Here is a 20,975-nt window from a genome sequence, read left to right as displayed (position 1 = left end):
AGCTGTGCTGCCACCGATCAGTGCTCGGCGTTCTGCGGCGGCAGAGCGGCGATGAACGGGTGGTCGGAGTCGATCACACCGAGCTTCGAAGCACCACCGGGCGAGCCGAGGTCGTCGAAGAACTCGACGTTCGCCTTGTAGTAGTCCTTCCACTCCTCCGGGGTGTCGTCCTCGTAGAAGATCGCTTCGACCGGGCAGACCGGCTCGCACGCACCACAGTCGACACACTCATCCGGGTGGATGTAGAGAGAGCGCTGGCCCTCGTAGATGCAGTCAACCGGGCACTCTTCGATGCACGCCTTGTCCTTGACGTCGACACAAGGCTGCGCGATGACGTAGGTCACGCTGTCGTTCCTCCTCGGAAGGGCTGCCGCCCTACTGTTTACTCGGTCGCGCGGGTGAGCGCGGCGTCGTCGATGCCCGCACCTAGTATCGCGGGTCAGAGACCACAAATGCACAGGAGGTGCCCTTGATGACAGGTGGAATCCCGGCCACGGGCCGTCCGGAGGTCCGGATAGACCGTTCTGACGTGGGGCGACGGGTGTCCGTCCGCCGCCTGTCGGAGGTCGTGGACGGCCGCCCGGTGTTCCGCGACGCGATCGGGGTGCTCGAGTCCTGGAACGATCATGGGCTGACCGTGGTTCCGCGCTCCGGGGAGTCGGTCACCTTCCCGGAGGACCTGCTGGTGGCCGGCAAGGCGGTGCCGCCCTTCCCCGCCCGCCGGGCCCCGATGCCCGAGGCGACGCCGACCGAACTGCAACGGATCGCGGCGGCCGGCTGGCCCGCCGTCGAGCAGCAGCGGCTCGGCGGGTGGACGCTGCGCGCCTCCGCCGGATTCACCCGCCGGGCCAACTCGGTGCAGACCCTCGGCGACCCCGGCCTCCCGCTGCCGGCTGCACTCGACGCCGTGCGGGACTGGTACGCGGCCCGCTCGCTGCCCGCCTACGTCGAGGTGGTCACCCCCGGCTCGCCGCCCGGGCTGGCGGCCGAACTGGAGCGGGACGGCGCCGCGCAGGCCGCCACCGAGGTCCGGGTCGCACCGCTGGCCGCGCTCGCCGCGCCGACCCGCGAGCCGCAGGCCGTCCGGCTGTCCCGCACCGCCGACGCCGGCTGGCTGTCGCTCTACCGCCGGGTGAGCGGCGAGCCCGCGGTGGAGCGGGCGGCGCGGCAGGTGCTGCACGGCGGGCCGTCGGTGTGGTTCGCCGCCGCGCCGGGACCGGCCGGCGAGCCACCGCTGGCGATCGGGCGGATCACCGTGCACGGCGCCTGGGCCTGCTTCGGCGCCGTCGAGGTCGCCCCCGACGCCCGGCGCCGCGGACTGGCCACCACCGTGATGGCGGCGCTGGCCGCCCGCGCCGCCGAGGAGGGCGCCCGCGGCGGCTTCCTGCAGGTCGAGGCCGACAACGCCGCCGCTCTCGCGCTCTACGACCGGATGGGCTTCACGACCAGTCACACTTACCACTACGCCCGTCTCTCCCAGCAGTAGCGCACGGCCCGCCCGCACCACCCCACGTACCGCCCCGCACCACCCCGTACCGCCCGGCACCGCCCACGGACCGCCGGCACCGCCCCGAACCGCCCCGCCCATCCCGTACCGACGAAGGCTGCTGTGACCGAGCAGAGCAGATCCCGCTTCCGCACCGCGGCCAGGGCCGAGCACCCCGACCCGGTGCTGCTCTGCCTGCTGGCCGCCGCCGAGCACACCCTGGGCGACCTCGGCCGCCCGGAGGGCCCGGAGGAACCGCCCACCCTGGACGCCCTGCTGTCGGCCTGTCACGCCGCGCTGGACCGGCACGCCGCGGCGATCCGGCACGCCGTCCTGGAGCGCCGGCCGAGCGGGCCGGAGGAGACCGCCGCGCTGCTGGCCGCCGTGCTGGGCGGGCGCGAACGCTTCCACGGCCGGCAGGCGGACTACCGGCGGCTGGAGTCCTCGCTGCTGCCGGACGTGCTGCGGCGCCGGCGCGGGCTGCCGATCACCCTGTCGCTGGTCTGGGTCGAGGTCGCCGCCCGGGCCGGGCTCACCGTCCACGGGATCGCGCTGCCCGGCCACTTCATCGTCGCGGTCGGCGCCCCGGAGGGCGGCAACGAGTTCGTGCTGGCCGACCCGTACCACGGCGGCCGGCTGCTCGACATCGCGGACGCGGCCAAGCTGGTGCAGGCCGCCGGCCAGCGGTTCGGCACCGAACTGCTCACCCCCGCACAGCCGTTGGACATCGTGCTGCGGGTGCTCGGCAACATCCGCAGCTGGGCCGCGGACCGCCCCGAGCAGGCCAGGACCCAGCTCTGGGCGACCGAACTCGCCCTGCTGCTCCCCCGCCACCCGGCCCAGCTGCGCCTGGAACGGGCCGAACTCCTGGTCCGCACCGGCGACTTCCTCGCCGGTGCGGCCGAGATGGACTCCTACGCCGAGATCCTGGACGCCTTCGACCCGGAGGCCGCGACCCGGGTCCGGCACGAGGCCAAGGCGGCCCGGCACCGGCTCAACTGAGCGGCCCCGGGCGGGCGGTCACAGCCAGCCCTTCTCCCGGGCCACCCGGACCGCCTCCGTGCGGTTGCGCGCGGCGGTCTTCTGGATCGCCATCGACAGGTAGTTGCGCACGGTGCCCTCGGACAGGTGCAGCCGCCGGGCGATGTCCGCGTTGACCGAACCGTCGGCAGCCGCCTCCAGCACGTCCCGCTCCCGCCCGGTCAGCGGGTTGGCCCCCTCGGCCAGCGCCGCCGCGGCCAGGGTCGGATCGATCACCCGCTCCCCGCGCAGCACCCGGCGGATCGCCTCGGCCAGCTCGGCGGCCGGCGCGTCCTTCACCAGGAAGGCGTCTGCGCCCGCCTCCATGGCCCGGCGCAGGTAGCCGGGCCGGCCGAAGGTGGTGGCGATCACCACCTTGGTCGCCGGACGCTGCCGGCGCAGCTCGGCGGCCGCGTCGATCCCCGTCATCCCGGGCATCTCGATGTCCAGCACGGCCACGTCGACCTCGTGCGCCGCCGCGGCGGCCACCACCTCGTCGCCGCGCGCGACCTGCGCGACCACGTCGATGTCCCCTTCGAGTCCGAGCAGGGCGGCGAGCGCCTCCCGGACCATCCCCTGATCTTCCGCCAGCAGAACTCTGATCACTTCGGCAGACTATCGGCCGCGCCCACCGGCGCGGTCCGCAACGGCACCAGCGCCCGCATGCGGAAGCCCTTGCCGCGCGGTCCCGGCCCGCTCTCCAGGCGCCCGCCGACCAGTTGCAGCCGCTCGCTCAGGCCGGTGAGACCGTTGCCGGGCGAGGACTTGCCGGGCCCGCGGCCGTCGTCGGCGACCTCCAGCGCGGCGTAGCGTTCGCCGTCGCCGTCCCAGACCTCGTCCAGGGTGACGGTGCACACGCTCGCCCCGGTGCCGTGCCGGACGATGTTGGTGACGGCCTCGCGCAGCGCCCAGGCCAGCGCGCCCGCCCCTTCGGCGTCCAGCGCGAGCCGGCCCTCGGCCACCCCGGGGCCGGCCTCCAGGGTGATCTGGGTGGTCGCCAGCGCCGTCCGGGCGGCGGCCAGTTCGACCGGCAGGGTGGGCCGGCGGAACCCGCTGACCGCCTCACGGACGTCGATCAGCGACTGCCGGGCGACCTTCTCGATGTCGGCGACCTGCGCCCGCGCCTCGGGCTGCTTGTCCTGCTCGAGGAAGCGGCCCGCCAGCTCGCTCTTGATGGTGATCAGCGACAGCGAGTGGCCCAGCAGGTCGTGCAGGTCGCGGGCGAGGCGCAGCCGCTCCTCGGAGGCGGCCAGGTGCGCCACCGCGGCCCGGGCCTCACGCAGCTCGCGCATGGTGGAGATGAGCCGCTGCAGGCCGGTCATCGCCAGTCCGCTGAGGAAGCAGGGCAGCAGGATCGCCACCAGGGTGTCGCTCTCGGCCCGCACCAGCAGGGCGACGGCCAGCGTGAGCGCGGTGACCGCGAGCACCCCGCGCAGGCCGAGGGCGCTCGGCAGCACCGTGGCCACGCAGACCGAGGTGTAGGTGAACAGCGTCAGCCACGCCTCGCCGAGGGTGAACGAGGTGACGACCGCGATCGCCAGCATCCCGGCCACCACGACGTACTTGCCGTGCCAGCCGTCGGGCTTGGTCGAGCGGATCGCCACCAGCGCCAGGTAGGAGGCGACGAAGACCGTCAGCGCCACCGAGCCCGCCACCACGGCCGGGGTGCCGTGGCCGCCGCCGGTCAGGTCCTTCACCGGGTAGACCAGGTAAATCATCCACAGCGACATCCAGCTGAGCTTGACCAGCAGCTGGCGCCGGTTCTCCACCGGCTGCCCCGGGGCGACGGAGAAGGAGCCGGAGCCCTGCTCCGCCGCCGACGGGTCGGCGACGGGCAGGGTCCGGGAGGGCTTCGACATGGTGGCCATCATGCCGCCTGGCCGTCCTTGCGGTACAGGTAGGCCGCGGCCGCGACGAACACGGCCAGGAAGCCGGCCAGACCGGCCACCGCCACGGTGTCCAGCCCGTGCCCGGGCCGGGTGAAGGAGGCCAGCTGGTTGTAGAGGTACACCGGGTTGAAGCGGGCGAAGGCCTTCAGCGAGTCGGAGACCGGGAACCAGGTGCCGCCGAACAGCGCCATCAGCATGTAGACGATCATCACGATCGGCTGCACCGCGTCCGGCTCGGCCGCGTAGCCGAGCGCCACGCCCAGCGCGGCGAACACGAAGCTGCCCAGCCACAGGGCGAGCGCCAGGCCCAGCCACTGCCCGGCCGGGAGCCGGACCCCCTCGATCGCGCCGATCGCGAAGACCACCCCGATCGCCGGCAGCGTGGTCACGGCACAGGCCGCGATCTTGCCCAGGGTGTAGGCCCGGCCCGGCAGCGCGGTCAGCCGCAGCTGGCGCACCCAGCCGCTCTTGCGCTCCAGCGAGATCTTCTGCGCGGAGCCGGTCAGCACCGCGCCGACCGCGCCGAAGGTGGCCATCGAGACCATGAAGTAGGACTTGGCGGGGATCCCGCCGGCCACCTCACCGCCGCTGTAGGCGTTGATGAAGAAGACGTACAGCAGCGCCGGGTAGAGCAGCGTGAACATCAGGTACCGCTTGTTGCGCAGGGTGCGCACGATCTCCAGCTGGATCAGGGTGGTCATCGCGCACTCTCCTCGAGGGCCTCGTCCTGGGCGTCCTTCGCGCCGGTGATGGTCAGGAAGGCCTGTTCCAGGCCCAGGCCGGTGACCTCCAGCCCGCGCGGGTACAGGCCGGCCCGGTACAGCCCGGCGACCCCCGCGTCCGCGTCGGTGGTGCGGATCCGCACCGTACGCACACCGCCCGGCTGCCCGGTGACGTCCAGGCCGACCGTGCCCGGCAGGGCGCGCAGCACCGCCTCGTCGAACGCGCCGTCCGCGGGGTGCAGCTCGAAGCCGATCCGGCGGGCCCCGGCCCTGGCCTTGATCTCGGCCGAGGTGCCGTCCGCGATCAACCGGCCGCGGTGCAGCACCAGCACCCGGTCGGCGATCGAGTCCGCCTCCTCCAGGTAGTGGGTGGCGAACAGCACCGTGCGGCCCTCGGCGGCCTGCGCCCGCATCGCGGCCCAGAAGGCCTGCCGGACGGAGACGTCCATGCCGGTGGTCGGCTCGTCCAGCACGATCAGGTCGTTGGCGCCGGCGATCGCCAGCGCGAACCTGACCCGCTGCTCCTGCCCGCCGGAGAGCTTGTCGACCCTGCGGTCGGCCAGCTCGGTGATGCCGGCCTCGCTGAGCACCCGGTCCACCCGGTGGCCGCGCGGGTGCACGTCGCAGGCGAACTTCACCAGCTCGCGGACCTTGACGTCGGCCATCAGCCCGCCGCTCTGCAGCATCGCGCCGACCCGGCCGGCCGCCACCGCCGCCCGCGGGGTCCCGCCGAACAGCGAGACGCTGCCGTGGTCGGGATCGCGCAGGCCGAGCAGCAGGTCCAGGCTGCTGGACTTGCCGGCGCCGTTCGGCCCGAGCAGCGCCACCGTCTCCCCCGGCCGCAGCACCAGGTCGAGACCGTCGACCGCCCGGACGGGACCGTAGCTCTTGCTCACGTCCCGGAAGGCGGCGACCTCGCCCTCGCGTGTCCGTGCCACCGTGCTCATCCGTCCAGGTCCTCTCCGACGGGGCCGCCCTTCGGCCCGACCCCTCAAGAGTCCCCGGAACGCGGGTCCGCGGTCAGTGTGCGCCGTCGTGCGCTCGGTATGACGGATGTCATGGCGACGGCCGGGACCCTGGGGCCCCGGCCGTCGGACGCGAGCGCTCGCGCGGACCCGGATCAGCGGGCGAGCGACTGCTTCAGGAAGTCCACCTGGAGCAGCAGCAGGTTCTCCGCGACCTGCTCCTGCGGGGTCATGTGGGTGACCCCGGAGAGCGGCAGCACGGTGTGCTGGCGGCCCGCCGCCAGCAGCGCCGAGGACAGCCGCAGGGTGTGCGCGGCGACCACGTTGTCGTCGGCCAGCCCGTGCACGATCATCAGCGGCCGCTCCAGCTTCGGGGCGTCCTCGATCAGCGAGTTGGCGCGGTACACCTCCGGCTGCTCGGCCGGGTGGCCGAGGTAGCGCTCGGTGTAGTGGGTGTCGTACAGCTGCCAGTCCGTCACCGGCGCACCGGAGACCGCCGCGTGGAACACGTCCGGCCGGCGCAGCACCGCCAGCGCCGCCAGGTAGCCGCCGTACGACCAGCCCCGGATCGCCACCCGGTCGAGGTCCAGCGGGAACTCCTCGGCCAGCGCCTGCAGCGCCGCCACCTGGTCGTCCAGGGTGACCTCGGCCAGGTCGAGGGCGATCGCCTTCTCCCAGGCGGGGCTGCGGCCGGGGGTGCCGCGCCCGTCCGCGACCACCACCGCGAAGCCCTGGTCGGCGAACCACTGCGAGGTCAGGTGCGGGTTGTGCGCCTGGACCACCCGCTGGCCGTGCGGGCCGCCGTACGGGTCCATCAGCACCGGCAGCCGGCCGTCCCGCTCGGGCTCGTAGCCGGTGGGCAGGAACACCGCGGCCGGGATCCGCCGCTCGCCGGCGAAGCGGAACACCGGGCGGGCGGTGAGCAGCGGCGCCTCGGCGTGCGAGGCGATGGTGGCCAGCAGCTCGTCGCCGCGCAGCACCCGGACGGTCGCGCCGGGCAGCTCGGCCGAGCTGGTGGCGAGCACCGTGACGCCGCCGGCGTGCACGGCCGAGGCGGCGCCGTCGCCGTTCGGCGCGAACGGCGACACCCCGTCCGGGCCGGCCCGGAACAGCCCCTGCCAGCCGGGCGGCAGCGCGTCGTCGTCGGCGCCGGCCGAGGCGCTGAACAGCACGGCCTCGTCGGTGATCCCGAACACCGAGCGCAGGTGCAGGCCGGCGTCGGTGACCGTGCGGTCGCCGACCACCAGGGCCCGCACCCCGCCCTCGTCGCTGATCCGCACCAGCCGGCCGTCCGGGGTCCAGGCCGGGACGCCCGGGAACAGGTCGAGCCAGACCTCGTCCTGCTCGGCCAGCAGCAGTTCGGTGGCGCCGGTCGCCGGGTCGACGATCCTGATCTGCTGGCTGCGCTGGTCGCGGGCCTGCACCAGGAGCAGCGGCGCGCCGCCGGCGGACCAGTGCACCCGGGCCAGGTACGGGAACGCCTCGCGGTCCCAGCGGACCTCGGTGCGCCCGCCGTCCAGGTCGATCAGCCAGAGGCCGACCTCGGCGTTGGGGGTGCCCGCCGCCGGGTAGGCGACCTCGGCGGGCACGGTGGCCGGGTTGGCGGGGTCGGCGATCCACCAGCGCTGGACGGGCGCGTCGTCGGCCCGCGCGACCAGCAGCCGGTCGCTGCCGGGGGCCCACCAGTACCCGCGGTCGCGGTCCATCTCCTCCTGGGCGATGAACTCCGCCTGGCCCCAGGTCACCCCGGCGCGCTCCGGGGTGGCGAGCGCCCGGTCGCCGGTGCCGTCGGTGCGGGTGATCCGCAGCTCGCCGGCGGTGGTCGCGTAGGCGACGTGCACGCCGTCCGGGGAGGGCCGCGGGTCGAGCAGCGGGCCGGCCGCGGGCAGCTCGCGGGCCGTGCCGGCGGCCAGGTCGGCGGCGAACAGCCGGCCGGAGAGGGCGAAGGCGGCGAGCGCGGCGGCGCCGTCCAAGGCGTACCCGACGATGCCGGCCGAGCCCTCCCGGCTGCGTTCGCGGCGGGCCTTCTCGGCCGGCGAGAGGTGCTCCTCGCCGCCGCCGAGCAGGACGGCCGGGTCGGCGGCGACCCGCTCCTCACCGGTGGCGGTGTCCAGCGTCCGGAGCAGGTTGGCCCGGCCGGAGCCGGCGTCGGAACGGAGGAAGACGACCCGGGAGCCGTCGGGTGCGACGGCGAAGGAGCGGGGCGCGCCGACCGTGTAGCGCAGGGTGCGCGCGTACTGCCGGGGGAAGGTGTCCGCGGGGTTCTCGGTGGTCATGGCACCAGACCCTATGCGCTGGGGGCGCGGTGATCACTCGTTCGGAGCAGCCCGCCGCGGAGCTTGCGAACGGGCCCCCGGGCCCTGCGGCAGCGGCCCCGCAGCGGGCCTGCCGGGCGGCTCGCCGGGCCGGGGGCGTTCACGGAACGTCATGCGGCGGTCACCGATCGGGTATGTGTTGTCCCATCGATCCGGAGTCGGAACGTCCTGTTCCCACCGGCCCCGGAGCGACCGCAGGTCCCCGCAGGTCCCGACCGCCGCCCCGCCCGCGGGCGGCACACCCGAGAAGGGGTGTGAGCCGTCATGGCTTTGTCCATCTCCGCCGCCGTTCTGATGCTGGTCGTCGTCTGGCTGCTGATCCGCCGGTCCGGTCTGAAGCCGGTGCACGCGATCATCTGCGCGCTGCTCGGCTTCTACCTGGCCTCCAGCTCGATCGCGCCCTCGATCCAGCAGGTGACCACCAACGTCGCAGGGATGATCAATGGCCTGAAACTCTGACGGCGCCCCCGCTCGATAGGCTGCCGGGCATGACCGCTGCCGACGACCAGCCACCCCGCCGCCTGCTGCTGGTGCACGCCCACCCCGACGACGAGTCGATCGTCTCGGGCGCGACGATGGCGCGCTACGCCGCCGAGGGTGCCCGGGTCACGCTGGTGACCTGCACCCTCGGCGAGGGCGGCGAGGTGATCCCGGCCGAGCTGGCCCACCTGACCGCCGACCGGGACGGCACCCTCGGCGAGTACCGGATCGGCGAGCTGGCCGCCGCGATGCGCGAGCTCGGGGTCACCGACTTCCGCTTCCTCGGCGGCCCCGGCCGCTACCGCGACTCCGGGATGATGGGCACGGCCGAGAACGAGGACCCGGCCTGCTTCTGGCGGGCCGACGTGGACGAGGCCGCCGCCCGGCTGGCGGCGGTGGTCCGCGAGGTGCGGCCGCAGGTCCTGGTCACCTACGACGAGCAGGGCGGCTACGGGCACCCGGACCACATCCAGGCGCACCGGGTGGCGCTGCGCTCCGCCGAGCTGGCCGCCGATCCGCTGTTCCGCCCCGAGCTGGGCGCGGCCTGGCGGATCGTCAAGGTCTACTACGCCCGGATGCCCCGGTCGGTGATCGAGCAGGGCCTGCGGGAGACCGCCGCCAAGGCGCCCTTCCCCGGGGTCGCGCAGGTCGGCGACGTGCCCGGGGTGGTGGACGACGGCGTGGTGACCACCGTGCTGGACGGGACGGCGTACGCCGGGGCGAAGGCGGCCGCGATGCGGGCGCACGCCACCCAGATCACCGTGGACGGCCCGTTCTTCGCGCTCAGCAACGACCTCGGGCAGCCGCTGATCGCGACCGAGTACTACCAGCTGGTCCGCGGGGAGCTCGCGGGCGGGCGGCCGGAGACCGATCTGTTCGCCGGTGTCGAGGAGGAGGAGCAGCGGTGATCAGGCGATACGTACGGGCCCTGCTGGGCAGCCGGGCCGAGCGGCTGGCCGAGCCGCTGCCGCCGCGCGGCGGGCGGGTGACCGCCTACGTGCTGCTGTTCGTGCTGGGCGGGCTGGTCTCGCTCTGCGGAGCGTTTGTGCAGGCCTTGTGGCCGCCCGGCGGTCTGCTGCTGGCGCTGGCGGCGACCCTGGCGGTGTTCTACGGCGGGCTCCGGCTGACCGGGACCAAGCTCGGCGCGGGCATCCCGATGGCCGGCTGGTTCGCCGTGCTGCTGGTGCTGATGACCCCGCGGCCGGAGGGCGATCTGGTCATCTCCACGGCGGTGACCTCCTACCTCTACCTCTTCCTCGGCTCGGTCGGCGGTGTGGTCTGCGCGACCCTGCCGACCCGGTCGGGGTACGGGTTCGGGGTGCCGCAGAACGACGGCCAACGGGCAGTCAGGGCACCCCGCCCGTAGTCTCATACCGGAGGATTCGGACGTATCGGGTTCTTTCCGTTCCAAGTCGCCGGGTGCCAACTCCCAGTAAGGTGGTCCCGCGGCAACGGACCCGGTGCCTCCGGCGGCCGGCCGGGAAGGTACCTTCGACCCCGTTCCCGCGGTGGCCCCGGATGCCACCGCCGCAGCCCACACGTGAAGAAGCTGGTGTCGGAGGGGTCACTCCACTCCCTCGCCCGGCGGCTGACGCCGTACGGCGGGGCGGACACCCCACAACCCGCGATCGGCGCCCCGGCCCGAGCGCGAACCCGGAGCAGAGCAGCATTGAGCAGCCGCGAATCTGACAGCGCGAACCCGCAGCCCCGCCGTTCGGGCCCGGACGCCTACCCGTCGGGCACCCCGCCGTACGGCACCGGCGTGCCCGGCGGCTTCGGCGGCGACCCGTTCGGCCAGGCCGGGCAGCCCGCCGCGGCGCCCGACCTGCCGGCGGACGACGGGGTACCGAAGACCGAGACCACGCTGACCACCCGGGTGCGGATCAACATCCCCGGCTCCCGGCCGATCCCGCCGGTGGTGGTGCGCTCGCCGGTCAAGAACGAGGACGCCGCCGCCGAGCCGGAGGCCGCCGCGGGCGGCTCCTCGCCGGTGCTCGGCGTGATGGACCAGGGCGCCCGGGCCGGCGCGCAGGCCAACGTCCCGCCGCAGTGGCAGGACCGCCCGGCCGCCGCCGCCCCGGCTCCGACTCCGGCCGCGACCAGCGAGTCCGAGTCGACCGGCGAATGGTTCAAGCCCCGGCAGAAGGGCGCTCCCGCCCCGGTGCCGGCGGGCGCCCCCGCCGCGGCCGGTGGCGCCGCCCCGCAGGCGGCGCCGGCCCCCCGCCCGACCGGCGCGCCCGCCTCGCCGTTCGCCGCCGCGCAGCCCGGCCCCGGGCCCGAGGACCCGTACGCGGCCGGCCCGGCGCCGGCCCAGCCGTACGGCAACGACCCGTACGGCAACGACCCGTTCGCGACGCCGGCCCAGCGGCCGCAGGCGCCGGCGCAGAGCGACCCGTTCGGGACCGGTCCCGGCATGGGGGCGCAGCGCCGCCTCCCCGTGGAGGAGCCGGAGGACACCCAGATCGGCGGCTTCGAGCCGATCCGGGACGAGCCGCAGCAGCAGCGGCCGCAGGGGCAGCCGCAGGCACGCCGGCAGCAGCAGCAGTCCGGCGGGATAGCCGGGCCGGCCGATCCGTTCGCCCCGGCCGACCCCTTCGCCCCGGCGGACCCGTTCGGGCCGGCCGACCCGTTCGCGGCGCCGCAGCACCAGGCACCGCAGCACCAGAACCAGCAGCACCGGGCCCAGGCCCCCTCGCCGCAGGCCCAGCAGGCGCAGCAGACCCAGCAGCAGGCCCAGGCCCAGCAGCACCAGGGCCAGGCCGCACAGCAGCAGGCCCAGCAGGGCCAGCAGCCGGGCGGCGGCCGCTTCGCCGACGTCCCGTACGAGCCCGCCAAGCCCTTCCCCGGCTCTCCCCGGGCCGCCACCCCGCCCCGGGTGCCGCAGTCCCCCGACCAGGTCTCGCACCGGCCCGACGCGGCGCAGGAGCCGGATCCGCAGGAGGCGGCCGAGGAGTCGAAGCCCACCAAGGCCAAGGGCCGCGGCGGCAAGCTCGTGGTGTACGCGGTCGGCGGGCTGCTGTTCATCGGCGCCGCGGCGTACGGCACCGGCCTGATGATGAACCAGGCGGACATCCCCGAGGGCACCACGGTGCTCGGCACCGACATCGGCGGCGACACCCGCGACCAGGCGGTCAGCGCGCTGGACGGCGCGGTCGGCCCCACGGCCCAGAAGCCGGTCCAGCTCAAGGTGGCCGGGCAGACCGTCAACCTCGACCCGGCCAGCGCCGGGCTGAGCTTCGACACCACCGCGACGGTGGAGGGCCTCACCAAGCACAGCTACAACCCGGTCGTGGTGATCGGTGCGCTGGCCGGCGGCAGCAAGGCCGTCGCGCCGGAGGTCCGGGTCGACCGGGCCAAGCTGAAGGCGGCGCTGGACGGGCTGGCCTCCAGCTCCGGCCAGGGGCTCCAGGAGGGCTTCGTCCGGTTCACCGAGGCCGGGCAGACCGAGGTGGTACCGGGCAAGGCCGGGCAGACCCTGAACGCCGCCGGCGCGGTGGACAAGGTCGAGCAGGCGTTCCGCAACCGCGCGGCCGGGCAGCCCGACGGTGAGGTCGCGCTCGAGCTCACGGACGCTCAGCCGAAGGTCGGTCAGGACGCCCTCCAGGCGGCCGCCGACGGCCTCGGCAAGCAGGTCCTGGCGGGCAACGTCACGATCAACGTCGGGACCCGGAAGTTCGACTTCGGCAAGGTCACCGCGGCCAAGGCGCTCACCCTGGTCCCGGACGACACCGGCAAGATCGTGCCGAAGTGGGACCTGGACAAGCTGGGCGCCGCGATGAACAGCACCATCGGTACCGCCAAGATCCGCAAGAACGGCGCCGTGGTGACCATCACCCCGCAGGACGTCGCGGACGCCATCACCTCGGTGCTCGACAAGACCGGCAAGGACCGCGTCTTCAAGTTCACCGTCTGACCCGCCGTCGGCGCCGATCGGCGCCCCTCGGCACCACCCGGGAGGCCGGGACCGAACGTCCGGTCCCGGCCTTCCGGCGTGCCGGGCCCTGGGTGCCATGGATTCCGTACGAAGCCGTCCGAATATCGGACGGATAGCAACCAATTCAAGCCATGTTCACCTGTTGCGGACTTCGCAGCCGTTCAATCGTCAATCAAGCCGCTCACCAGCGGTCATTTGTTGGCGAATCCTCGCCATTGGCGGTATATAACCGGACATTCCAACTCAAGTGTTGCGCGACAGCGGAACCCCACGTTCCGGGGCGGCGTCGACCTGGAAAACCCCCTGTGGCCTGCGGGTCATGCCGATGAACCCATGGTCAAAACCCGCCACCACCTCAAGGATTGGATCCGGCGTTACCAATCTTTGATCCGGGGCCGGTCGACAAGTCTTCACCAGGTCAGCAAGATGTGGCAGCGAGCCGTTCCACAGCGGCGACCGACTTTCTGACCAAACGTCCGACATTCGAGACGCCCCGAGGCACTCTGTGCAGAGCCCGCCATCCTCACGGATCGCGCAGACCGGGGCCTTGTTCCGTCGGTGAGCGCGGGTCCGCACGAGGGAGAGAACCACCTTGGGTCGCTATATGCTTCGCAAGCTGGCCAATTATCTGATTCTGGTCACGCTCGCGGCATCTCTCTCCTATTTCATCGCGGGGCTCAGCCTGCACCCGCAGGCGAACTACGAGGGCCGTAACCCGCCACTGGCGAAGAGCACCATCACCAAGACGCTCGACGACGTCAACATGAACCCTGACACCCCCATCGTCAGCCGGTTCGGGACCTGGGCCAACGGCGTGGTCCACGGTGACCTCGGCAAGAACATCGACGGCGCGCCGGTCAACGACGAGGTGGGCCGCCGGCTCGGCGTCTCCACCCGACTGCTGCTGCTGGCCACGCTGCTCGGTTCGATCGGCGGCGTCGCGCTCGGCACCGTCGGCGCGATCAAGCAGTACAAGTTCTTCGACCGGGCCTCGACCCTGGCGTCGTTCTTCATCCTGGCGATGCCGACCTTCGTGCTCGGCCTGTTCCTCAAGCTGCTCACGATGAAGTTCCTGGGTGCGGGCACCATCCACTTCACCGGCGAGACCGACCCGGAGTTCGCCGGCCGCTGGGACTTCGCCGCCCTGGGCAACCGGGCCGAGCACATGCTGCTGCCGGGCCTCACCCTGATCCTCATTCAGGTCGCGCTCTACAGCCGCTACCAGCGCAGCACCATGCTCGACGTGCTCGGCAGCGACTTCCTGCGCACCGCCCGGGCCAAGGGCCTCAAGCGGCGTGCCGCGCTGGTGAAGCACGGCCTGCGGACCGCGATCCTGCCGGTCGTCCCGCTGCTGGTCTTCAACATCGTGCTGCTGTTCATCGGCGCGACCTTCACCGAGAAGACCTTCGGCTGGCACGGCATGGGCGAGCTCCTGGTCAACTCGATCACCCGCAACGACGTGAACTCGACCGCCGCGGTCGCCCTGTTCACCGCGGTCCTGGTCCTCATCGCCGGACTGCTGTCCGACCTGCTCTACGCGGCGCTCGATCCTCGGGTTCGGGTGCGCTGACGCACCGTTCCCCCGACCGAGCACCGAACACCCGTAGAGGAGAGAGAGCATGAGCGCCAACCAGCCCGCCCCGTCGAACACCTCCGCCGCCGGCGGCGAGGCGGTCGCCGCCCTGGCCACCGCCACGGCCGGCACCCCGCCGCTGCCCGGGGCCGCCAAGTCCGCGACCAAGCGGACCAGCCGCGGCCGTCTGACCCTCCGCCGCTTCACCCGCAACCGGCTGGCGCTGGTCGGGGTCGGCATCATCGTCCTGCTGTTCCTGGCGGCCTACATCGGCCCGATGTTCAGCAAGTACGACTACAAGTTCCACGACTACCTGGCCTTCACCCAGCCGCCCAGCGCCGACCACTGGTGGGGCACCAACCAGGGCGGCCAGGACCTGTTCGCGCTGACCATGCGCGGCCTGCAGAAGTCGCTGGTGATCGGCCTGCTGGTCGGTGTCATCAGCACCTTGGTCGCGTCCGTGGTGGGTGCCTTCGCCGCCTACTACGGCAGCTGGATGGACAAGACCCTGACCTGGGGCGTCGACCTGCTGCTGGTGCTGCCGAGCTTCCTGATCATCGCCGTGCTGTCCCCGCTGTTCCGGAACACCAGCTGGCTGATCTTCGTCGTCCTGCTGGCCGCGTTCAGTTGGATGATCACCGCCCGGGTGGTCCGCAGCATGACGATGACGCTCAAGGACCGCGAGTTCGTCAAGGCCGCCAAGTACATGGGCGTCCCCGGCCCGGTCATCATCTTCCGGCACATCCTGCCGAACATGGCCTCGCTGCTGATCATCGACACGGTGATCCAGATCGGCGCCGCGGTCATCGGCGAGAGTGGCCTGTCCTTCTTCGGCTTCGGCGTGCAGCCCCCGGACGTCTCGCTCGGCACGATCATCGCCGAGAACACCACCAACGCCCCGACCTTCCAGTGGCTGTTCTACTTCCCGGCCGGCTGCCTGGTGCTGATCGGCATCGCGGTCTCCTTCATCGGTGACGGCCTGCGCGACGCCTTCGACCCGAACTCCTCGGGCGCCAAGTCGAAGGGCAGGCGCCGCAAGGCGCTCGCCGAGCGCAACGAGGCCCACCTCAGGGCGTCCATGCCCAACAAGTCCAACGACGTGCTGAGCGCCTCGTGACCGCCGCGAACATCCCCTCGCAGCCCGCGGACAGCAGCCCCCGTACCAAGGAAGGACTCCGACCGGTGACCGACACCCGGCTGGACAAGTCTCAGCCCGTTCTCGAAGTGACGGACCTCCAGGTCTCCTTCCCCAGCGAGGCCGGCGAGGTGCGCGCGGTCCGCGGCGTGTCGTACGCCGTCCGCCCGGGCGAGGTGCTCGGCATCGTCGGCGAGTCCGGTTCCGGCAAGTCGGTGTCCTCGATGGCCGTGCTCGGCCTGCTGCCGGACAGCGCCGAGGTCTCGGGCTCGATCAAGCTGAACGGCCGCGAGCTGCTCGGCCTCTCGGACAACGAGCTGTCGAAGATCCGCGGCAAGGAGATCGGCATGGTCTTCCAGGACCCGCTGTCGGCGCTCACGCCCGTGTACTCGATCGGCACCCAGATCGTCGAGGCGCTGCGGATCCACCAGGACATGACCAAGGAGCAGGCCCGCACCCGGGCGATCGAACTGCTCGACGTGGTCGGCATCCCGGACCCCAAGCGCCGGGTGGACAACTTCCCGCACGAGTTCTCCGGCGGCATGCGCCAGCGCGCGATGATCGCCATGACGATCGCCAACGACCCCAAGGTGATCATCGCCGACGAGCCGACCACGGCCCTCGACGTCACCATCCAGGCCCAGGTGCTCGAGGTCCTGAAGAAGGCCCAGGACGTCACCGGCGCGGCGATCGTGATGATCACCCACGACCTCGGCGTGATCGCCGGCTTCGCCGACCGCGTCCAGGTGATGTACGCCGGCAAGCCGGTCGAGTCCGGCGCGGTCGACGAGGTCTACTACCAGCCGCGGATGCCGTACACCATCGGCCTGCTGGGCTCGATCCCGCGCCTGGACAACACCGAGCGCAAGGCGCTGACCCCGATCGAGGGCACCCCGCCGTCGATGGTCGAGCTGCCGCAGGGCTGCCCGTTCGCGGCCCGCTGCCCGATCGCGATCGACCGCTGCCGCGAGGTGGAGCCGGTGCTCTCGGTCAAGGAGGGCAACACCCACCCGACCGCCTGCCACCGCAGCCACGAGCTGGCCGGCTCGCTCGACCCGGCGACCATCTACCCCGTCCCGGAGATCCCGGTCGCCGTCGAGCTGGAGAACGTGCCGCGCGAGCAGCGCAAGACGGTGCTCGAACTCGACGGCCTGACCAAGCACTTCCCGCTCACCCAGGGCGCCGTGATCAAGCGCAAGGTGGGCGTGGTCAAGGCGGTGGACGGCATCACGCTGGACATCCGCGAGGGCGAGACGCTCGGCCTGGTCGGCGAGTCCGGCTGCGGCAAGACCACCACCCTGCTGGAGATCCTGGACCTGCCCAGCGGCCAGGCCGGCACCGTCACGGTGTTCGGCAAGGACGTCCGCGGGCTCGGCCGGGCCGACCGCAAGGCGCTGCGCCGGGACATGCAGATCGTCTTCCAGGACCCGATGGCGGCCCTGGACGCCCGGATGCCGATCGGCGACATCCTGGCCGAGCCGCTCAAGACGCACGGCTGGGACAAGGACCGGATCGCCGCCCGGGTGCCCGAGCTGCTGGAGATGGTCGGCCTCAACCCCGACCACGCCGACCGCTACCCGCAGGAGTTCTCCGGCGGCCAGCGCCAGCGCATCTCGATCGCGCGTGCCCTGGCCCTGGAGCCCAAGCTGGTCATCCTGGACGAGCCGGTCTCGGCCCTGGACGTCTCCATCCAGGCCGGCGTGCTCAACCTGCTGGACGAACTGAAGGTCAAGCTCGGCCTGAGCTACCTGTTCGTCGCCCACGACCTCTCGGTGGTCCGGCACATCGCCGACCGGATCGCCGTGATGTACCTCGGCCGGATCGTCGAGCTCGGCGACTCCGAGTCGATCTTCGACGCTCCGTCCCACCCGTACACCCAGGCCCTGCTGTCCGCCGTGCCGCTCCCGGACCCGCGCCGGGAGCGCGAGCGGACCCGCATCCTGCTCACCGGTGACCTGCCCAGCCCGGCCAACGTGCCGAGCGGATGCCGGTTCCGCAACCGCTGCCCGAAGTACCTGACCCTCTCCGAGGGCGAGCAGCAGCGCTGCCACGACGAGGACCCCGCGAACACCAGCCTGGCCGCGGACCACGTGGCCGCCTGCCACTTCGCGGCCGCCCTCGAAGTGATCTGACCCCCACGAGCCGCGCCGCTTGACAGGCGCTTCCCGCCCCACCCGCACGGCCGCATTGCCAACCCTCCAGCACCACCCGCTCCGGCGGCTCCGCTGGGCTCTACTCACCCAATCCGTCACCACAGGGGGACTCCCTTGAAGCACACCCGGATCCCGGTCGCGCTGGTCGCCACCATCGCCGCCGCGTCGCTCTCGCTGACCGCCTGCTCGAGCAGCAAGTCCAACGACTCGGCCGCCCCGGCCAAGTCCGAGGCCCCGAAGATGACCCAGCGGGCCATCAACGAGAAGGACCGCGGCGACCTGAAGCAGGGCGGCACCCTCAACTGGGCGATCGACCAGCTCTCCACCCAGTGGAGCCCGCTGGAGGCGGACGGCAACGAGGTCTCCACCACCGATGTCATGAAGGCGCTCATGCCGACCTTCTGGCGTTCGGACGCCGGTGGCACCCAGACCCCGAACAAGGACTACCTGCTCGACGCCAAGTCGGAGACCAAGGACGGCAAGCAGGTCGTCACCTGGACCCTGAACCCGAAGGCGAAGTGGTCGGACGGCACCCCGATCACCTGGCAGGACATCGAGGCCAACTGGAAGTCCCAGAACGGCAGCAACCCGGACTTCAAGGCCACCTCGACCACCGGTTTCGACCAGGTCGAGAGCGTCGTCAAGGGCGCCGACGACTACCAGGCCGTCATGACCTTCAAGACGCCGTTCTCGGAGTGGCAGGCGCTGTTCAACAACGCCGCCAACGCGCCGCTGTTCCCGGCCAAGTACGTCGCCACCCCGGACGTCTTCAACACCGCCTACGCGGACAAGATCCCGGTCACCGCCGGTCCGTTCAAGCTGGACAAGATCGACCAGACCGCGAAGACCGTCACCGTGGTGGCCGACCCCAACTGGTGGGGCCAGAAGCCGCTGCTGGACAAGATCGTCTACAAGGCCATGGACACCAACACCATGCCGCAGGCGTTCCAGAACGGTGAGATCGACTTCTACAACAACGGTCCGGACGCCTCGGGCTACAAGCAGATCCTGGCCACCCCGGACGGCGAGGTCCGCGAGGCCGGCGGCCCGAACTTCCGCCACTTCATGTTCAACGGCAAGTCCCCGATGCTGACGGACGTCAAGGTCCGCCAGGCCATCTTCAAGGCGATCGACCGCGACACCATCGCCAAGTCGGACCTGAACGGCCTGGGCTGGCCGGCCGAGGCCATGAACAACCACTTCCTGGTGCCGAACCAGAACGGCTACAAGGACAACTCGGACGGTCTGAGCAAGTTCGACCCCGAGGCCGCCAAGAAGATGCTGGACGAGGCCGGCTGGAAGATGGACGGCGACGTCCGCAAGAAGGACGGCAAGGAGCTCGCGCTCAAGTTCGTCATCCCGGCGGGCGTGACCGTGGCCACCAACGAGGGCTCGATGCTCACCCAGATGCTGCAGCAGGTCGGCGTCAAGGTGAACATCTTCACCGCCCCGTCGAACGAGTTCTTCGACAAGTACATCTACAAGTTCGACTTCGACATGACGGCGTTCTCGCTGATCGGCACCCCGTTCCCGGCCAGCTCCTCGACCGCGAACTTCAAGACCGACGGTGGCGCCAACTACAGCCAGGTCGGCAGCCCCGAGCTGGACAAGGCGATGGCCGACGCCGCCGCCGCCCAGTCCGTCGACGCCGAGTTCGCCGCGATCAACAAGGCCGACGCGGAGGCCTGGAAGGTCGCCGGTCTGATCACCCTGTACCAGCGCCCCGCCATCTTCGGTGTGAAGAAGTCGGTCGCCAACCTGGGTGCCCCGGGCCTGTCGGACTACATCTACGAGAACATCGGCTTCACCAAGTGACGACCTGCCGGGTCTGATCGGACAGCTGACGGGGCGGGCCCCGGGGATCATCTCCCCGGGGCCCGCCCCGCTGCCGTCCCCGGCCCCGCTGGGGCCCTCTGGGGCCCGCTGCGGCGCAGCGCGAGGGCGGGCCCCGGGGTGCGTCCCCGGGGCCCGCCCGACGGTGCTGCCGGCGGCGCTCAGGCCGCCGTCGGCTGCCTGACCTCAGCGAAGTGGCAGGCCGACTCGTGCGCGGCCGGGCCGCTCAGCACCTGCGGCACGGCGAGCAGCGGCACCTCGCTCGCGCACCGGTCCTCGGCCTTCCAGCAGCGGGTGCGGAAGCGGCAGCCCGAGGGCGGGTTGGCCGGCGAGGGCACGTCGCCGACCAGCACGATCCGGTCCCGGGTCTCCCGGCCGGTCGGGTCCGGCACCGGCACCGCGGACAGCAGCGCCTGGGTGTACGGGTGGGTGGCGTGCTCGTAGATCTGCTCCTCGGTGCCGATCTCCACCAGCTTGCCGAGGTACATCACGCCGACCCGGTCGGAGATGTGCCGCACGATCGAGAGGTCGTGCGCGATGAACATGTACGACAGCTCGAACTCGCTCTGCAACTGGTCCAGCAGGTTGATCACCTGGGCCTGCACCGACACGTCGAGCGCGGAGACCGGCTCGTCGCAGATGATGATCTCCGGCTTGAGCGCCAGCCCCCGGGCGATGCCGATGCGCTGGCGCTGGCCGCCGGAGAACTGGTGCGGGTACCGGTTGATGTACTCCGGGTTCAGCCCGACCACGTCCAGCAGGTCCTGGACGGCCTTGCGGCGGTCACCCTTCGGCGCCACCTCCGGGTGGATCTCGTACGGCTCCCCGATGATGTCGCCCACCGTCATGCGGGGGTTCAGCGAGGTGTACGGGTCCTGGAACACCATCTGGATGTTGCGCCGCACGGCCCGCAGCGCACGGCCGCTCAGCCGGCTGATGTCCTCGCCCTTGAACAGCACCTCGCCGGCGGTGGCCCGCTCCAGGTTCATCAGCACCTTGGCCAGCGTCGACTTGCCGCAGCCCGACTCGCCGACGATGCCCAGCGTCTCGCCCCGGTGCAGGGTCAGCGTGACGCCGTCGACCGCCCGCACCGCGCCCACCTGCTTCTTGAACAGGATGCCCTGGGTCAGCGGGAAGTGCTTGACCAGGTTGCGGACCTCCAGGATGGGCTCAGCCATGGAGGGTCTCCTTCCAGAAGTGGCAGGCGCTGCGCCGGCCGGTCAGCTCGGCACCGTCCGCGTCCAGGACGGGCTGCAGGAGCGGGCGGTCCGACCGGCAGAGGTCGGTGGCCCGGTCGCAGCGGGGGTTGAAGGAGCAGCCCGCGGGCAGCTGCAGCAGGCTCGGCGGCAGGCCCTGGATGGCGTACAGGTCCTGCCCCTTCTGGTCCAGGCGCGGGATCGAGCGCAGCAGCCCCTTGGTGTACGGGTGCGCCGGGTTGGCGTACAGCTCGTGGACGGGGGCGGTCTCGAC

General features: G+C 72.2%; 18 protein-coding genes. 10 read left to right on the top strand and 8 right to left on the bottom strand.

Going from position 1 to position 20,975, the window contains the following annotated elements; translation table 11 throughout:
* Positions 1 to 17 precede the first annotated feature (17 nt).
* On the bottom strand, positions 18 to 344 hold the full coding sequence (gene fdxA, locus ABT014_RS08085) for a ferredoxin (RefSeq protein ID WP_350637826.1): 327 nt from the start codon (positions 342 to 344) through the stop codon (positions 18 to 20).
* 128 nt (positions 345 to 472) lie between these two features.
* Between fdxA and ABT014_RS08080 the strand changes: the two genes are divergently transcribed.
* Together ABT014_RS08080 and ABT014_RS08075 are read left to right on the top strand one after the other, a co-directional pair.
* Positions 473 to 1,486 (top strand): GNAT family N-acetyltransferase, encoded by a 1,014-nt coding sequence (locus ABT014_RS08080; RefSeq protein WP_350637825.1) that lies wholly within the window; start codon positions 473 to 475, stop codon positions 1,484 to 1,486.
* 123 nt (positions 1,487 to 1,609) lie between these two features.
* A complete protein-coding gene (locus ABT014_RS08075) occupies positions 1,610 to 2,488 on the top strand; it encodes a transglutaminase family protein (RefSeq protein ID WP_350637824.1) in 879 nt (292 codons plus the stop codon).
* Between the two features lie 18 nt (positions 2,489 to 2,506).
* Here the strand turns inward: ABT014_RS08075 and ABT014_RS08070 are convergent, their stop codons facing one another.
* From ABT014_RS08070 to ABT014_RS08050, 5 genes are all read right to left on the bottom strand, one after another.
* Positions 2,507 to 3,079: a response regulator transcription factor gene (locus ABT014_RS08070; RefSeq protein ID WP_502894908.1), complete on the bottom strand. Its 573-nt coding sequence runs from the start codon at positions 3,077 to 3,079 to the stop codon at positions 2,507 to 2,509.
* Between the two features lie 29 nt (positions 3,080 to 3,108).
* The gene (locus ABT014_RS08065) at positions 3,109 to 4,365 is read right to left on the bottom strand and encodes a sensor histidine kinase (protein ID WP_350637822.1); all 1,257 of its coding nucleotides are present in this window, start codon (positions 4,363 to 4,365) and stop codon (positions 3,109 to 3,111) included.
* Between the two features lie 8 nt (positions 4,366 to 4,373).
* Positions 4,374 to 5,096: an ABC transporter permease gene (locus ABT014_RS08060; RefSeq protein WP_350637821.1), complete on the bottom strand. Its 723-nt coding sequence runs from the start codon at positions 5,094 to 5,096 to the stop codon at positions 4,374 to 4,376.
* The gene (locus tag ABT014_RS08055; RefSeq protein ID WP_502894896.1) at positions 5,093 to 6,064 is read right to left on the bottom strand and encodes an ABC transporter ATP-binding protein; all 972 of its coding nucleotides are present in this window, start codon (positions 6,062 to 6,064) and stop codon (positions 5,093 to 5,095) included. Before ABT014_RS08055 ends, ABT014_RS08060 begins: the two co-directional genes overlap by 4 nt.
* Before the next feature lie 173 nt (positions 6,065 to 6,237).
* Positions 6,238 to 8,358 (bottom strand): S9 family peptidase, encoded by a 2,121-nt coding sequence (locus ABT014_RS08050; RefSeq protein ID WP_350637819.1) that lies wholly within the window; start codon positions 8,356 to 8,358, stop codon positions 6,238 to 6,240.
* Between the two features lie 303 nt (positions 8,359 to 8,661).
* Between ABT014_RS08050 and ABT014_RS08045 the strand changes: the two genes are divergently transcribed.
* The 8 genes from ABT014_RS08045 to ABT014_RS08010 all read left to right on the top strand — a co-directional run bounded on the left by ABT014_RS08045 (position 8,662) and on the right by ABT014_RS08010 (position 19,487).
* Positions 8,662 to 8,856 carry a DUF2304 domain-containing protein gene (locus tag ABT014_RS08045; RefSeq protein WP_350637818.1) on the top strand — a complete coding sequence of 65 codons (195 nt, stop codon included), beginning with the start codon at positions 8,662 to 8,664 and terminating at the stop codon, positions 8,854 to 8,856.
* Between the two features lie 29 nt (positions 8,857 to 8,885).
* A complete protein-coding gene (mshB, locus tag ABT014_RS08040) occupies positions 8,886 to 9,785 on the top strand; it encodes an N-acetyl-1-D-myo-inositol-2-amino-2-deoxy-alpha-D-glucopyranoside deacetylase (RefSeq protein WP_350637817.1) in 900 nt (299 codons plus the stop codon).
* The gene (locus ABT014_RS08035; protein ID WP_350637816.1) at positions 9,782 to 10,243 is read left to right on the top strand and encodes a DUF6113 family protein; all 462 of its coding nucleotides are present in this window, start codon (positions 9,782 to 9,784) and stop codon (positions 10,241 to 10,243) included. The genes mshB and ABT014_RS08035 overlap by 4 nt, the downstream gene beginning before the upstream one ends.
* Before the next feature lie 303 nt (positions 10,244 to 10,546).
* Complete coding sequence (locus ABT014_RS08030) at positions 10,547 to 12,790, top strand: hypothetical protein (protein WP_350637815.1); 2,244 nt, start codon at positions 10,547 to 10,549, stop codon at positions 12,788 to 12,790.
* Positions 12,791 to 13,415: 625 nt separating this feature from the next.
* The gene (locus ABT014_RS08025; RefSeq protein WP_350637814.1) at positions 13,416 to 14,381 is read left to right on the top strand and encodes an ABC transporter permease; all 966 of its coding nucleotides are present in this window, start codon (positions 13,416 to 13,418) and stop codon (positions 14,379 to 14,381) included.
* A 49-nt stretch (positions 14,382 to 14,430) separates the two neighbouring features.
* On the top strand, positions 14,431 to 15,501 hold the full coding sequence (locus tag ABT014_RS08020) for an ABC transporter permease (protein WP_350637813.1): 1,071 nt from the start codon (positions 14,431 to 14,433) through the stop codon (positions 15,499 to 15,501).
* 65 nt (positions 15,502 to 15,566) lie between these two features.
* Positions 15,567 to 17,651, top strand: a complete 2,085-nt coding sequence (locus ABT014_RS08015) for an ABC transporter ATP-binding protein (protein ID WP_350637812.1) — start codon at positions 15,567 to 15,569, stop codon at positions 17,649 to 17,651.
* Positions 17,652 to 17,786: 135 nt separating this feature from the next.
* On the top strand, positions 17,787 to 19,487 hold the full coding sequence (locus ABT014_RS08010) for an ABC transporter family substrate-binding protein (RefSeq protein ID WP_350637811.1): 1,701 nt from the start codon (positions 17,787 to 17,789) through the stop codon (positions 19,485 to 19,487).
* A 179-nt stretch (positions 19,488 to 19,666) separates the two neighbouring features.
* On the opposite strand, the gene ABT014_RS08005 is transcribed toward ABT014_RS08010, so the two are convergent.
* A complete protein-coding gene (locus ABT014_RS08005; RefSeq protein WP_350637810.1) occupies positions 19,667 to 20,683 on the bottom strand; it encodes an ABC transporter ATP-binding protein in 1,017 nt (338 codons plus the stop codon).
* The coding region (locus ABT014_RS08000) for an oligopeptide/dipeptide ABC transporter ATP-binding protein (RefSeq protein ID WP_350637809.1) at positions 20,676 to 20,975 on the bottom strand (300 nt) is incomplete at its 5' end. The genes ABT014_RS08000 and ABT014_RS08005, both read right to left, overlap by 8 nt.

The sequence above is a fragment of the Kitasatospora sp. NPDC094015 genome (assembly GCF_040304075.1).
Taxonomy (GTDB): Bacteria; Actinomycetota; Actinomycetes; order Streptomycetales; family Streptomycetaceae; genus Kitasatospora.
Note: the sequence above shows the minus strand (reverse complement) of the source record. Positions and strands in the feature narration are given on the sequence as shown.